Source organism: Limnohabitans sp., assembly GCF_031539175.1.
Taxonomy (GTDB): Bacteria; Pseudomonadota; Gammaproteobacteria; order Burkholderiales; family Burkholderiaceae_C; genus Limnohabitans.
In genome coordinates this window covers 14989-28381 of sequence record NZ_JAVKLQ010000022.1, presented here as the reverse complement: position 1 = coordinate 28381, position 13393 = coordinate 14989, and the positions used below count along the sequence as shown (strand labels likewise).

Genomic DNA, 13393 nt, shown 5'->3' with positions numbered 1-13393 from the left:
GACGGATGAGGAATTGACTATGATTGAAAACCGATTGAATCATCGCCCCAGAAAGCGACTAGGATTCAAGACACCTCACGAGGTATTCCATGCCTCGTTAAAGCGTGTTGCACTTCGTCCTTGAATCCGCCAAATAAAAAGCATATGAACTTCTTGAAAACTTCTTTCTCCGCCGCCTGCGTGGTCGGCGCCATGGCTTGGGCACTGCCCGCTGGGGCACAACAAGCGGCGAGCTTCCCGACCAAGCCGGTCAACATCGTCACCGCCTTTGCGGCGGGCAGTGGTCCCGATGCCGTGCTGCGTCAAGTGTCTGAAAAACTTTCCAAGTTGTGGAACCAACCGGTGACCATCACCAACAAACCCGGCGGTGGTGGTTTCATCGCCATTGACGCGACCCAACGCATGCCCGCCGACGGCTACACCTTGTTGCAACTCGACAGCGAACATTTGTCTGCGCTACCGCTGCTCTATAAGTCAAAAAACTTTGTCACGCTGAATGCGTTTGACCCTGTGGCCCCGCTGTTTCGCACCCCATTTTTGGTGGCCGTTGCCACCGATTCGAAATGGCAAAACATGAAGGACTTGATTGCAGCTGCCAAGTCCGAGCCCAACAAAGTGAGCTACGGTTCGTGGGGCATCGGTAGCCCAGGCCATTTGGGTGGCGAGCAGTTGGAGTTGCTCACAGGTTCAGAGATGACGCATGTGGCGTACCGCGAGGTGTCGCAGTTGTTCACCTCGGTGGGCGCAGGCGATATTCAGTGGAGCTTTGCCAGCATTCCATCGAGCCAAGGCGTGTTCAAAGCCGGCAAGATTCGTTACCTCGCTGTGGCTGCAGCCAAGCGTTTGCCTCAAATGCCTGAGGTGCCCACTGTGACCGAAGCCACCGGTTTTGCCGGTTTCGATGTCAACTCTTTTGTGGTCCTCGTGTCGCCCAAAGGCTTACCCAGCGATGTGAAAGCCAAGATCAACGCCGATGTGCTCAAAGTGTTGGCCGACCCTGAAGTCAAAGCCCGCTTCAACACTTTTGCGTTTGAGACCATCACGTGGTCACCGGACGATATTCGCAAGAATGCCGACGTGAAAAGCAAAATCTACGATCAGTTGGTCAAGCGCAAAAACATCAGCTTAGATTGATGCGAGATCCAGTGGTGGACGGGGATTTCTACTCTTTCATGCAGAAATAACCCCAGTCCAACAGCGCAGCCCCACGCAAACCCTGTCAGTGCGAAAGCGGTGACAGGGTTGTAAAAATGGCTGGTGTTCCACATCGCGCTGAACACCACAATCACGCCGAAGTGCGTCAGAAACAGCACATAGGCACTGTTGGCCAAGCGATGCACCACGCGTTTCATGGGGGTCCAATGGACCATGCTCTTGGGCTTGATCGTGAGCCAAATGGCGATGACCAGCGCCAAATTCAAACGCGTGCGGTACTCCACCCACAAGGCCCCCACGCCCAGCAATGCCGTGACCCAAAACACCCCAGCGTCAAAGGCCGAGCGCTTGGCCCACGCCGCCAAAACACCCAAGCCATACGCGCCAAAGAAATAGATGGCCCAGATGTCGAGCGCGCGCTCACGGTTGAACCACCCCATCGACGCCACGCACAGCAACGCCACGCCGAGTGACAGTGCGCGCGTGCCCAACCCCTGCAACCTGTTGCACAGCACCACCAAAACCACGAACAACTGAAAGTCGATGGCCACGTACCACACGCCGCTGGACAGGGCCTCCACCCCGAGCAGGTCGTGGACCAAGAACGCGTGGGCTAAAAATTGCGAAAAGGTGGGAGCGTTGGGCAACCAATCGGCATTGATGTTGGCGCGAGACAGCGCAACGGCCAAGGTGATGAGGCTGAGCGTCAACATGTAAATTGGCGCCAAACGCAAGAAACGTTTGACGATGCTGATGACAGGGTGGGTCACGGTTTTGTTCATCACCGATTGCGCGGCCAAAAAGCCGCCCACCACCAAAAATACCTGCACGGCCAGCCGCGCGTTGTTGTACAGCCAGTCGATCAACTGTGGCCACTGCAGGTTCATCGTGTCCGACATGGGGCCGTAGGCTGAGAAGTGGTGCCACACGATCAACTGTGCAGCCACCACTTTGAACACATCCACCGTGAACGAACGTTGTAACAAACCGACCTTGTCTCGCGCGTGTTGGCGGGCTGTTAATCGCGGGGGCGGAAGCTGATGATCAGCGGCGAGTGCACGCGCCCATCGGTGTCGCGTGGCAGCACTTCGGTTTTGTCGATGGCTTTGAGCACCGCGTTGTCCCATGCGGTATTGCCGCTGGATTTGACCAGCTTGCGGGCCACGATGGTTCCATCAGGCGCGCAGCGCACTTCCACCTCCGCAGGCGTGTTGCTGGCGATGTCTTCGGTGAACGTGATGTTGGGCTTGATGCGTGCACGAATGCGACCGCCGTAACTGTCGGACGGACCGGAGGCGCGCAGCGCTGTTCCAGTGGCGTTTTCGCTGCCTGTCGCGCCAGCCATGCCCGCGATGCGACGCATATTCTCGGAGCGAATGGCATCGAGCTTTTTAGCGTCTTCAGCGGCTTGCTTGGCGTCTTTTTGCGCTTGCAGTTGCTTGGCTTCTTTGCGCTCTTTTTCTTTGCGTTCGTCGTCACGCTTGGCGTCGAGCTTGCGCTTTTCTTCTTCGGCCTTGAGCTTGTCTTTTTTCTCTTGGGCCTTTTTCAACTCGGCTTTTTTGTCTTCTTCTTTTTTATGTTCGAGTTGCTTGCGCTTCTCTGCTTCTTTGGCCTCTTGCAGCTTTTTTTCATCGTCGAGTTGTTTGCGGCGTTTGGCCAACGCAATTTCAGCCTCGCGGTTGGGCTCGGGCGGCGGCGGTTTGACCACCACAGGCTTCTGAATGGGTTCAGGTTTGGGCTGAGGCTTGGGCTCTGGCGGAGGGGGCGGCGGTGGTTCAACAGCCGCCAACGGGGGCGCGGCAGCCATCGGCACAGCCGACCACAGCTCGGCTTCGACCGACAGGCTATCGTCTTGTTGCCATTGAATGCCCGCGGTCAGTGCCACCAGCAACAAGCCGTGCACAAACAAGGCAGCCGCCAACGAGCGACCCGTGCCTTCAGCGGGCGGCGGGGCAAATTCCAGATGTTGGGCTTGGACACTCATGGCAGCGACAACGGGCGTGTGGGCGTCACTCAGCGAGTTGGACCGACAAGCCCACGCGCTGCACGCCTGAGCGTTGCAGCGTGTCCATGGCTTTCACCACGGTTTCGTACTTGATGGTGCGATCGGCCGTGATCACCACGGGGCCTTGTGCCACTTCGCCTTGCAAGGTTTTGACATCACGCGCCAAAGTGCTCAGCGAGCTTGGCATGGTTTTGCTCACGGTACCTGTGCTTTTGAGCGTGATTTTTTCGTCTTTGCTGATTTCGACGTGAATCACTTGGTCGGGCACCGACGAGGCTTTGCCCACGCTGGGCAAGTCAATCACGCTGGGCGAAATCAAAGGCGCGGTCACCATGAAGATGATCAGCAACACCAGCATCACGTCGATGAACGGCACCATGTTGATGTCGTTCATGGCGCGACGGCCACGGCCTGAGCGGGGAGCGATGGAAGCCATGTTGGGTCTGTCGCTCAGTTGGCGTTAGGCGATGCGCTGACGTTGCGCTGCAAGATGTTGCTGAACTCTTCAATGAAGGTTTCCAGCTTGATCGAGATGCGGTCAATGTCACGCGAGAAGCGGTTGTAGGCCAGCACTGCTGGAATGGCGGCAAACAAACCAATGGCGGTAGCCACCAAGGCTTCGGCAATGCCGGGCGCCACTTTGGCCAAGGTCACTTGTTGCATGCCAGCCAAGCCTGTGAAGGCATGCATGATGCCCCAGACGGTGCCGAACAACCCGACGTAAGGTGACACCGAACCGACCGATGCCAGCAACGACAGGTTGGACTCAATGGCGTCCATTTCGCGTTGGTAGCTGGCACGCATGGCGCGACGTGCGCCGTCCATCAACGCGCTGCTGTCGTTGATGCGACGTTCACGCAGTTTTTGGTACTCGCGCATGCCGCTGGCGAAGATGCGTTCCATCGGGCCAGAGTGCTTCGCGTTTTGCGCGGCCGAGGCAAACAGCTCGTTCAAACTGGTGCCAGACCAGAACTCGCGCTCGAACTCATCGTTCAACGCTTTGACGTGTTTGATCGAAATGATTTTGCGGAAGATCGCGGTCCAACTGGCGATGGATACGCCCATCAGCATCAGCACCACCACTTGCACGACCCAACTGGCGTTGAGCAACAAATGGATGATGGAAAAGTCTTGTGTCATGTCAAACGTTCCAATACAGAGGGGGGGATTCTCGCAGGCTTTAGTGTGCTTTCGTCCACCCAGCCGATGCGAATGGTGCCTTCGCACAGCAGGGTATCGCCGCGCCACGCCTGTTGGGCAATGACCAAGCTGGCGCGCCCACCTTCACTCAGACGCGCCGTGACGCGCAGCAGGTCGTCGAGTTGGGCGGGGCGGTGGTATTTGACGGTGGTTTCGCTCACCACAAACATGCCACCTGTTTCTTCGCGCAGGGCGTGTTGGCCAATGCCTAAGGCACGCAACCACTCGGTGCGCGCGCGCTCAAAAAACTTCAGGTAATTGGCGTAGAAGACGATGCCACCGGCATCGGTGTCTTCCCAATAAATGCGCACAGCGTGTTCAAACGGGGCGGGGTGGGTCATGCGGTTCAACCTAAAAGGGTTTGCAAACGCGTCACAGCCGCTTGCAATTCGGGCAAGGAACGCGCTGTGGAGAAGCGCACAAACTGCGCGGTGTCGGCATGGCCAAAATCACGACCGGGGGCAATGGCAATGTTGGCTTGTTTCATGACCTCAAAAGCGAAGTCCCAGCTGCCTTGAATGCCCAGTTTGTCACAGGCTGCGGTGCAGTCGGCCCAGGCGTAAAACGCCCCGTCAGGCATGACCGGCACGTTCAGGCCCAGTGCGTTCAAGGCGGGCACAAAGAAATCGCGGCGTGCTTTGAATTCGGCACGACGGCGCTCGTATTCGGCAATGCTGTCTGCCTCAAAGCAGGCCAATGCCGCATGCTGAGCCACCGTGCTGGCGCAGATGAACAGGTTTTGTGCCAAGCGCTCCACCACGGGCAGCAGCGCATCGGGCACCACCAACCAGCCCAAGCGCCAACCGGTCATGTTGAAGTATTTGGAGAAGCTGTTGATGCTGATGACTTGGTCGTCCAGCCCAAGCGCGGACTGGCCAAACTGCGCGTCGTAGCTCAGACCCAAATAAATCTCGTCGATCAAGGTGAAGCCACCCCGTTGCGACACCTCGTTGTGAATGGCGCGCAATGCATCGGGGTGAATCGAGGTGCCCGTGGGGTTGGACGGCGAGGCCAACAACACCCCTTGTGTTTGGTTATTCACCCAGTGCTCACGCACTTGCGCGGCACTGAGCTGAAAGCGCTCTGCTGCTGTGGTGGGGACCAACACGGCACGGCCTTCTGCGGCGCTCACAAAGTGGCGGTTGCAGGGGTAGCTGGGGTCGGGCATGAGCACCTCATCACCCGCTTCGACCAAGGCCAGACAAGCCAGCTGTAAAGCGGCAGAGGCACCCGCCGTCACCACAATGCGTCGTGCCGGCACGTTCACGCCAAATCGTGTGGCGTACCAAGCGCTGATGCGTTCGCGCAAGGCGCTCAAGCCCAGCGCGGGGGTGTATTGGGTGAGGCCATCGTGGACGGCGCGGGCAGCGGCTTCTTGCACCAACGGTGGGGCGGTGAAGTCGGGTTCGCCAATGTTCAAAAAGATCATGGGCGCCTCGGTGTGCGCCACTTTGGCTGCGCGTTCGGCGGCGGCTTTGGCCACCTCCATCACGTAAAACGGCTCAATGCGCTGCGCGCGCTGGGCAATTTTCATGGTCAAGAACGCACGATGCCTTTGGCGCGGTCGGCTTGCACTTCGTGCGGACGCAGTTGCGGGGCCAAGCCGTTCAATACCGCATTCACATACTTGTGGCCGTCGGTGCCGCCAAATGATTTGGCCAATTCAATGTATTCGTTCAGCACCACGCGCCAAGGCACGTCGATGCAATGCTTGAACTCGTACGCGCCCATCCACATCACCGCGTGTTCGATGGGGGAGATTTCTTCGATCTTGCGGTCCAGCAAGGGCACGATCAAGGCGTCGAGCAGCTCGCGTTGTTCCACGCAACCGTACAGCAGTGCGTCGTAGTGCACCGAGTCGGATTTGTGGAAGCCGCTCAAGTCGCGCGTGAACACATCGATGTCAGCGGCTTCGTTTTTGCCCACCAAAAATTGGTAGAGGCCTTGCAACGCAAATTCACGCGAGCGGCTGCGGCCTGATTTTGCGGCGCTCTTAGTCTCGGTTTTACGTGGTGCTTTGTCGGCGCTGGAAGGGGTGTGGTCGCTCATGCCAATTGCTCCAACAACAACGCCATTTCGACCGCCACGCGTGCCGCATCGCGGCCTTTGTCGGTTTGACGTGCCACCGCTTGGGGCATGTCTTCGGTGGTGAGGATGGCGTTGGCAATCGGGATGTGATAGTCCATGCCCACGCGCGTCACGCCTGCGCCCGACTCGTTGGCCACCAACTCAAAGTGGTAGGTCTCGCCGCGGATGATGCAGCCCAGCGCGATGAGGGCGCTGAACGGTTCGGGGTCTTCAATTTGCGCGAGTGCAGCCAAGGCCAAGGGCACTTCAAGCGCGCCTGGCACATGCACATGGGTGATGCGGTCGTCGGCCACGCCCATGGCTTTGAGCTCGGCGATGCACGCAGCGGCGAGTGCGTTGGTGATGTCGTCGTTGAAACGCGCTTGGACAATGCCAATTTTCAAAGCGCTGCCGTCGAGCGTGGTGGTGGAGGCGAGGTTAGAGACAAACATATTTTTATTCTTTGCGAGTTTTATTCTGTGAAGGTTTTACTCTTTGGAGAGGTAGCCCGTGATTTCAAGTCCGTAGCCGGTCATGCTGGGCATGCGGCGTGGGTTGCCCATGAGGCGCATTTTGTGCACGCCGCAGTCGCGCAGAATTTGCGCGCCCACGCCATAAGTGCGCAAGTCCATGCGGCCACGCTCTGGGGCATGGGCTGAACGTGCCGTGCCTTCAAACTGCGCCAGCAGCTGCTCGCCGCTTTCGCCACAGTTCAGCAACACGACCACGCCGTGGCCTTCTTTGGCAATGCGCTGCATGGTGGCATCCAAGCCCCACGAGTGCATGATGCGGTTGGGCTCTAAGGCATCGAAGACAGACAGCGGTTCGTGCACCCGCGCCAACACTTCGGCGTCAGGCTGCCATGTGCCTTTGACGAGTGCCAAATGCACGGCGCCACTCGTCATGTCTTTGTAGGCGTTCGCCGTGAACTCACCGTGTGCGGTGGCCATAGGGCGCGAGCCCACTTTGTGAACCAGAGATTCGTTGCGGCTGCGGTACTCGATCAAATCGGCGATGGTGCCGATCTTTAGGCCGTGTTCGGCCGCGAAGATTTGCAAATCAGGCAAACGGGCCATGGTGCCATCGTCTTTCATGATTTCGCAAATCACGGAAGAGGGCGAGCAACCGGCCATGGCGGCCAAGTCGCAACCGGCCTCGGTGTGGCCCGCGCGCATCAGCACGCCGCCATCCACCGCTTGCAGCGGGAACACATGGCCGGGTTGCACCAAGTCGGTGGGCTGGGTGGCTTTGGCCACGGCCACTTGAATGGTGCGTGCGCGGTCGGCCGCCGAAATGCCGGTGGTCACGCCTTCCGCCGCCTCGATCGAGACGGTGAACGCCGTGCTGTAGACCGTGCCGTTGCGCGCGGCCATGGGGGGCAATTTCAAGTAATTGCAGCGTTCGCGGGTGAGCGTGAGGCAAATCAGCCCACGGCCAAAGCGGGCCATGAAGTTGATGGCTTCGGGTGTCACGTGGTCCGAGGCCAACACCAAATCGCCTTCGTTTTCGCGGTCTTCTTCATCGACCAAGATCACGATGCGGCCGGCCTTCATCTCGGCGACGATGTCTTCCACGGGAGAAATGCCGACGGGCGCCTTGTACGTTGCTGTTTGGGGTGCACTCATGGGTGAGCTTTCAAAGAGGTGGGGGCGGCCAACGAGGCGTCGACGCGCAACATGCGTTCGACGTACCGTGCCACGGTGTCAATTTCGAGGTTCACGGTGCTGCCTGCTTGCAGCGCGCCGAGTGCGGTGTTGTCCACCGTGTGGGGAATGAGGTTGATGCTGACTTCCGAGCCGCGCAGGGCGTCGTGCCCTTGCGGACCGTGGTCGCCCAAGAAGTCATCGACGCGGTTGACGGTCAAGCTGACGCCGTTGATGGTGATCGAGCCTTTGTAGGCCAAGTACTTGGCCAAGTCAGGGGGGGCCATCACGCGCAATTCCCAGCTTTCGCCGATCTGTGCGAAATAGGTGACGGTGCCGATGCCATCGACATGGCCTGACACGATGTGCCCGCCCAAGCGATCGTGGGCGCGCAAGGCTTTTTCAAGGTTGACGCGACCCAATTCGGCCAAGCCACTGGTACGGGCCAGCGATTCGGCGGAGATGTCGATGGTGAATTGATCGGTGTCGAGGTCAAAGCTGGTGACGGTCATGCAAGCGCCGTTCAAAGCGATGCTGTCCCCCAAACCGACGTCGTCGAGATAACCAGCGGGCGCCTGCAGGGTGAGGCGCTTGCCGTGGTGTAAAGAGCTTCCCAGGTCGTGGACAGCGGTGATGCGCCCCACGCCGGTGATGATTCCGGTGAACATAGTCTATATTTTCGCAGGTTTACGCGCGGCTTACCGCGCAGGTCGGGCCAATATCCGTAAATCAGGCCCGATTTGTGTCACTTCGTGAAAGTGAAGGGGTTTGGCATCGCTCAATTGGGTGAGCGGGCCGAGGTTGGTCATGCCACGCCCTTGGCCGATGAGTTGGGGGGCGAGGTAGACCAAAAATTCGTCCACCAAGTCCGCCCGCAGCAGCGAGCCGTTGAGTTTGTGACCCGCTTCGACGTGAACTTCGTTGATTTGCCTAGATCCCAAATCTTTCAACATGGCCGCGAGGTCGACTTTGCCTTGGGGGTTGGGCAGGCAAATCACCTGTGCGCCTTGGGCTTCGAGGGCCGCGCGTCGTTCTGGCAGGTCGATGGCGCAATAAATCCAAACGGGGCGCTGGGGAGCAAACAGCTTGGCGGCGAGCGGGGTTTCGAGTTTGCTGTCCATCACCACCAGTGTGGGCTGACGTGGGGTGGGTACGGCGCGCACATCGAGCTGCGGGTCGTCTTCGAGCACGGTGCCAATGCCGGTCAGGGCGGCGCAGGCGCGGGCTCGCCACGCGTGACCATCTTGGCGGGCAGGTTCGGCGGTGATCCATTGGCTGACACCGTTTTCGAGCGCGGTTTGACCATCCAGTGAGGCGGCGATTTTGAGGCGCACCCATGGGGTGCCTTGTGTCATGCGCTTGAAAAACCCGATGTTGAGCTCATGAGCTTCATCCTCGAGCAAACCCACTTCCACCTCAACACCTGCCGCACGCAAACGTGCGATGCCTTGACCCGCCACTTGCGGGTTGGGGTCGCCTGCGGCCACCACCACGCGTGTCAGCCCCGCTTGGATGAGGGCATCGCAGCAGGGGCCGGTGCGGCCTTGGTGGCTACAGGGCTCTAGCGTCACATAGGCCGTGGCGCCTGTGACGGTCTGGCCTTTGGTTTGCGCATCACGCAAGGCCATCACTTCGGCATGCGCTTCGCCAGCGCGCTGCGTGTGGCCGCTGCCCAGCACCACGCCTTGGGGGCTGACGATGACGCAGCCCACGCGAGGGTTAGGTGAGGTGAGGAAAAGTGCTTCACGGGCCAGGGCCAAGGCTTGGCGCATGAAGACGGTGTCTGGTGCAGAAAAAGGCATAGGTCAATTATCAATGGCCCATGACTTGGTGCTTTTGCTGTGCTTTATTTGCCCCAACAGAGGGCCGCCGTTTGGCTGGCGTTTTGCACGCCGCGAGCGCCAAGGTGGTTGAGCGTCAAGGTGCCACAGACGTCTGCGTTTTGAGGTCCGAGTGGCGCGGCACTGAGGGTGTAGGTTTGGGTGGTGCTGATGAGACTGAGTTTGTAGCTGCCGCCGTCGAGCTGCAAAACGCTCGCAGGCACATCGGCAGGCGCGGGGTAGTTGCCGTTGGCACTGGCGGCGCGCTCTAGCCCATGGGCGGCTTGCAGCAATGCCGTTCGGGCTTGGGCCCGTTGGTTGCGTTGCATCAGGGCTTGGTAATTGGGCCACGCCAAACTGGTGAGGATGGCTGTGCAGGCGAGGGCGACGGTCAGTTCCAGCAGGGTGAAACCTTGCTGAGCGTCGGATGGTATGGCGCTTTGATGGGCGCAATTCGCCCTGCTTTTGGCGCTGTGGGGGTGGCTCATCAGGTTCTTAGTCTTGCAAGATGCGCCAGCTGTGGCGTTGTCCGCGGGTGTCGCTCAGGCTGGCACGTGTCCACAGGGTTTGCAGTACGGTGCTGCTGCTGCTGGGCAGTAGGCCATTGGCCAAGACGGTGATGCGGTAAATAAAGGGTGGCGTGCTGTTGGCGCTCGCCGCTGCGGGAATTTGGGTTGAGTCAGGCTGAATGTCGACCCAGTACCAAGCCGTTTCAGCACCGTAGGGCGTGTCGCTGGCGCTGACGGGCATGGCCGATGCGGTCATGCTTTTCCAAGTGGTGGGCAGCGAGAAGGGGTCTGCTTTGTCGGGTAGCGGTGGCGTGACCGCGCAAATACCCGCTCGACAGACGTCGTTGCCCAAGCGTTGGCGCAACAGGTCGCGCTCAGCCAAGGTGGTCGGAAAGAACGGGTGCGTTTGCGTGTTGTCGCCTGGGGTGTGACGCAGGTCGGGCATGCTGGGGGCGCTTGCTGCGCTGGCGCTGCCCACGATGTCTTGCACTGCCAAGGGCAGCACGGCTTGCGCTTTGTGTTGGGTGCGCAGTTGATCGGCTTCGGTTTTCAGCAGTACCTCGTTGACCCACAAATGACGCCACGCCAGCAGCGTGCTGACACTGGCCAGTGCGAGCATGACCATCACCGTGGGCAGAGCCAAGCCCTTGTCGCAGGGGGGGGCTTGTCTCATGGCATGCGTCCATCGCGATTGCGCAAGGTGATGACACGGCGAAACACCCGTCGCAAGCGACCATCGGCGGTCACCGTTTCGCCCGAGCACCCTGGGCTGGTCGTGTTGCCGGTGCCTAGGTTGTTGACCGTGTTGATGCTCGCCAAGCGCAAGCAGACCTCGATGGCCAGCACTTGCGACATGGCGCTGACTTGGTCGGCTGTTTTCCACTGCAAAGTTTGGGCGATGGGATCGCCTTGGGCGTAGCGCACTTGAAAGTCTTCTACGCCTTCGGCCAGGGCTTGGTAGGTGCTGCTGGTGGGGGTGAGGTCTTTGCAGGTCAGTTCTTTGTTGGTGTTGAGTTTGAAATCGTTTCGGATGGTGGGGGTCGTGTCGACTTTGTTGCCTTGGCAGTCGCGCTCGTTCACCAGGCGCCAATGGCCCAGTGCGACGCGTTCTTCGGCTTTGTTGCCGTTCACGCCTTGCAAATCGGGTTGGTCGGGGCTGTAGGCGGCAGAGAGTTTGGTCGCAGGCGAGGCCGTTCGGTCGAGGTAGGCTGCGCCCGCGATGTGTGCATGTTCGCGGACTTTGCGCAAGGCCATGCGGGCATTGGCGTGAACGGCATCAATGGCGGACATCGTGGCCCACGTTTGTCGGCTCACGCCGTAGGCTGCGGTGGCTGCTGCGATCACCATCAATCCCAAAGACAGGCCAATCAGCAACTCGGGCAGGGTGTAGCCGTAGGCGTTGGGTGGGCCGCGCATCTCACACCGCCGGACGAAAAAACAGGCGCCAACAACTTTTGTTGTCGGGGCAAACGGGGGTTCCCGAAGCGCTGTCGGTGCGGTAGGTCATGCGGTCGTCGCGCCACGCGAGCACGATGCCCCACCAGCCGGGAGCATCGGTGAGGGTGAACACGGCAGCGTCGCCATCGGGCAGTTGACTTTGTAGGGTTTGTTGCAGTTGCTGCATGTCCCACTGGGCAAGTTCGGTGCGTAAGCAGGGTTGAGCGGTGCAGTCAGGCGGCTTGCCTGTGCCTAGCGCGGAGGTGCCCCACGTCTTGGCGTAGTCGGCACTGCGAGGGGCGTTGAGCTGCATGCGCTCGGCCAAATCGTCCGCCAGTCCCATCGCGACGGCACGCAGGGTTTGCTGGCGTTGTAAGGCCAAGGCTTGTTGGTGCATCCACAACAAAGACAACACGCCTGAGGCGAGCAGCAACAGTGCCATCAAGGCTTCCAGCAAGGCAAAGCCGCGTTGCTGATTCGAACCTGTGCGTTGGCTGCTGCGTGCTGGACATGGAGAATTCAACTGCAACTCTCCCCCGTCACCCAACGAATCCGGCTGGCGCTGTTGAGGCACACGGTGTTCGCCGCAGTCAGCCCTGTTTGGCGCGATTTGATCACCCAGCGATCGCCCACGGTGCCTAAATCGCCGCGCAGGCTGATCTCGAGGGGATCAGATTTGGCGAACGTCACGCTGAGCGCCGTGTGCAACGGCGTGGTGAGCAGGGTCTGTTTGTCGGCTTTGGTGCTCAGCTGCCAACCGCAGCCCCAATCAGCGCCTGCCGAGGTGGCCCATGTGCAGTCGTTCAGTCGCGACAGCTCCAAGGTTTGGCCGAGTTGCAGGGCGCGCAAGCGTGCGTTTTGCAGGTCGTTGACCAATTGGTCGCGGGTGGCTTCGATGCGGGCACGTTCTTGAAATCGGAGCCAATTCGGGGCAGCGAAGGCCGCAAGTACGCCCATTAGCCCAAGGCAAACCAGCAACTCCACGAGCGTGAAGCCTTGCGGGTTAGATGCTCTGAAAACAGAAAAGCCCAGCGTTTGCATGTCGCAAATGCTAGGCCTCTGAGTTTGGGCGACGCTTTGTTACAACTCGAAAACTACGTGCGAACTTCGTCCACCAAACTCTTGAAGTCGTCGATGTCCTCGAAGCTGCGGTAGACGCTGGCAAAGCGGATGTAGGCCACTTTGTCGAGTTTTTTCAACTCGCGCATCACCAACTCGCCGATGCGGGTGGTGGGCAGTTCGCGCTGACCCGAGCTGAGCAGCTTTTCTTCGATGTGCTCAATCGCGTTGTCCACCTGTTCGGTGCTGACGGGGCGTTTGCGCAAGGCCAAGCTCATGGAGTCGAGCAGCTTTTGGCGTTGATACTCGATGCGTCGACCGTCTTTTTTGACAATGTTCGGAAAGCTCACATCGGGCCGCTCGTAGGTGGTGTAGCGCTTGTCACAAGCGCCACACTGCCGACGACGACGCACGGATGTTGCGTCTTCTGAGATGCGCGTCTCGACCACTTGGGTTTCCAAGTGGCCGCAGAAAGGACATTTCATAAATCAGCAGTCC

Annotated in this window: 18 protein-coding genes; 1 reads left to right on the top strand and 17 read right to left on the bottom strand. The window is 59.6% G+C overall.

Annotation, left to right across the window (positions count from 1 at the left end; translation table 11 throughout):
- The first annotated feature begins 144 nt into the window (after window positions 1-144).
- Window positions 145-1134 carry a Bug family tripartite tricarboxylate transporter substrate binding protein gene (locus RMS95_RS04475; RefSeq protein ID WP_405023359.1) on the top strand — a complete coding sequence of 330 codons (990 nt, stop codon included), beginning with the start codon at window positions 145-147 and terminating at the stop codon, window positions 1132-1134.
- On the opposite strand, the gene RMS95_RS04470 is transcribed toward RMS95_RS04475, so the two are convergent.
- The 17 genes from RMS95_RS04470 to nrdR are packed head-to-tail and all read right to left on the bottom strand — an operon-like array spanning window position 1098 to window position 13380.
- The gene (locus tag RMS95_RS04470; protein ID WP_310643955.1) at window positions 1098-2141 is read right to left on the bottom strand and encodes an acyltransferase family protein; all 1044 of its coding nucleotides are present in this window, start codon (window positions 2139-2141) and stop codon (window positions 1098-1100) included. The two genes, RMS95_RS04475 and RMS95_RS04470, sit on opposite strands and share 37 nt — an antisense overlap.
- Window positions 2142-2173: 32 nt before the next feature.
- The gene (gene tolA / locus RMS95_RS04465) at window positions 2174-3139 is read right to left on the bottom strand and encodes a cell envelope integrity protein TolA (RefSeq protein ID WP_310643954.1); all 966 of its coding nucleotides are present in this window, start codon (window positions 3137-3139) and stop codon (window positions 2174-2176) included.
- 25 nt (window positions 3140-3164) lie between these two features.
- Window positions 3165-3596 carry a biopolymer transporter ExbD gene (locus RMS95_RS04460; RefSeq protein WP_310643952.1) on the bottom strand — a complete coding sequence of 144 codons (432 nt, stop codon included), beginning with the start codon at window positions 3594-3596 and terminating at the stop codon, window positions 3165-3167.
- Window positions 3597-3610: 14 nt separating this feature from the next.
- Window positions 3611-4300: a protein TolQ gene (gene tolQ / locus RMS95_RS04455; RefSeq protein ID WP_310643950.1), complete on the bottom strand. Its 690-nt coding sequence runs from the start codon at window positions 4298-4300 to the stop codon at window positions 3611-3613.
- Complete coding sequence (gene ybgC, locus RMS95_RS04450) at window positions 4297-4701, bottom strand: tol-pal system-associated acyl-CoA thioesterase (RefSeq protein ID WP_310643948.1); 405 nt, start codon at window positions 4699-4701, stop codon at window positions 4297-4299. Before ybgC ends, tolQ begins: the two co-directional genes overlap by 4 nt.
- Before the next feature lie 5 nt (window positions 4702-4706).
- Window positions 4707-5894 carry a pyridoxal phosphate-dependent aminotransferase gene (locus tag RMS95_RS04445; protein ID WP_310643946.1) on the bottom strand — a complete coding sequence of 396 codons (1188 nt, stop codon included), beginning with the start codon at window positions 5892-5894 and terminating at the stop codon, window positions 4707-4709.
- Window positions 5895-5896: 2 nt separating this feature from the next.
- The gene (nusB, locus tag RMS95_RS04440) at window positions 5897-6409 is read right to left on the bottom strand and encodes a transcription antitermination factor NusB (RefSeq protein WP_310643944.1); all 513 of its coding nucleotides are present in this window, start codon (window positions 6407-6409) and stop codon (window positions 5897-5899) included.
- Window positions 6406-6879 (bottom strand): 6,7-dimethyl-8-ribityllumazine synthase, encoded by a 474-nt coding sequence (gene ribH / locus RMS95_RS04435; protein WP_310643942.1) that lies wholly within the window; start codon window positions 6877-6879, stop codon window positions 6406-6408. Before ribH ends, nusB begins: the two co-directional genes overlap by 4 nt.
- A gap of 36 nt (window positions 6880-6915) precedes the next feature.
- A complete protein-coding gene (gene ribBA / locus RMS95_RS04430) occupies window positions 6916-8052 on the bottom strand; it encodes a bifunctional 3,4-dihydroxy-2-butanone-4-phosphate synthase/GTP cyclohydrolase II (protein WP_310643940.1) in 1137 nt (378 codons plus the stop codon).
- A complete protein-coding gene (locus RMS95_RS04425) occupies window positions 8049-8738 on the bottom strand; it encodes a riboflavin synthase (RefSeq protein WP_310643938.1) in 690 nt (229 codons plus the stop codon). Before RMS95_RS04425 ends, ribBA begins: the two co-directional genes overlap by 4 nt.
- Window positions 8739-8768: 30 nt before the next feature.
- Window positions 8769-9872 (bottom strand): bifunctional diaminohydroxyphosphoribosylaminopyrimidine deaminase/5-amino-6-(5-phosphoribosylamino)uracil reductase RibD, encoded by a 1104-nt coding sequence (gene ribD / locus RMS95_RS04420; RefSeq protein ID WP_310643936.1) that lies wholly within the window; start codon window positions 9870-9872, stop codon window positions 8769-8771.
- A gap of 44 nt (window positions 9873-9916) precedes the next feature.
- Window positions 9917-10378 (bottom strand): type IV pilin protein, encoded by a 462-nt coding sequence (locus RMS95_RS04415; protein WP_310643934.1) that lies wholly within the window; start codon window positions 10376-10378, stop codon window positions 9917-9919.
- A 7-nt stretch (window positions 10379-10385) separates the two neighbouring features.
- Window positions 10386-11072, bottom strand: a complete 687-nt coding sequence (locus RMS95_RS04410; RefSeq protein ID WP_310643932.1) for a hypothetical protein — start codon at window positions 11070-11072, stop codon at window positions 10386-10388.
- Window positions 11069-11815, bottom strand: a complete 747-nt coding sequence (locus RMS95_RS04405; RefSeq protein ID WP_310643930.1) for a PilW family protein — start codon at window positions 11813-11815, stop codon at window positions 11069-11071. The genes RMS95_RS04410 and RMS95_RS04405 overlap by 4 nt, the downstream gene beginning before the upstream one ends.
- A 1-nt stretch (window position 11816) precedes the next feature.
- Window positions 11817-12359, bottom strand: a complete 543-nt coding sequence (gene pilV, locus RMS95_RS04400; RefSeq protein WP_310643928.1) for a type IV pilus modification protein PilV — start codon at window positions 12357-12359, stop codon at window positions 11817-11819.
- Window positions 12356-12877, bottom strand: coding sequence for a prepilin-type N-terminal cleavage/methylation domain-containing protein (locus RMS95_RS04395; RefSeq protein ID WP_310643926.1), 522 nt, complete (start codon window positions 12875-12877; stop codon window positions 12356-12358). Before RMS95_RS04395 ends, pilV begins: the two co-directional genes overlap by 4 nt.
- A 53-nt stretch (window positions 12878-12930) precedes the next feature.
- Complete coding sequence (nrdR, locus tag RMS95_RS04390; RefSeq protein ID WP_104800595.1) at window positions 12931-13380, bottom strand: transcriptional regulator NrdR; 450 nt, start codon at window positions 13378-13380, stop codon at window positions 12931-12933.
- Window positions 13381-13393: the final 13 nt, after the last annotated feature.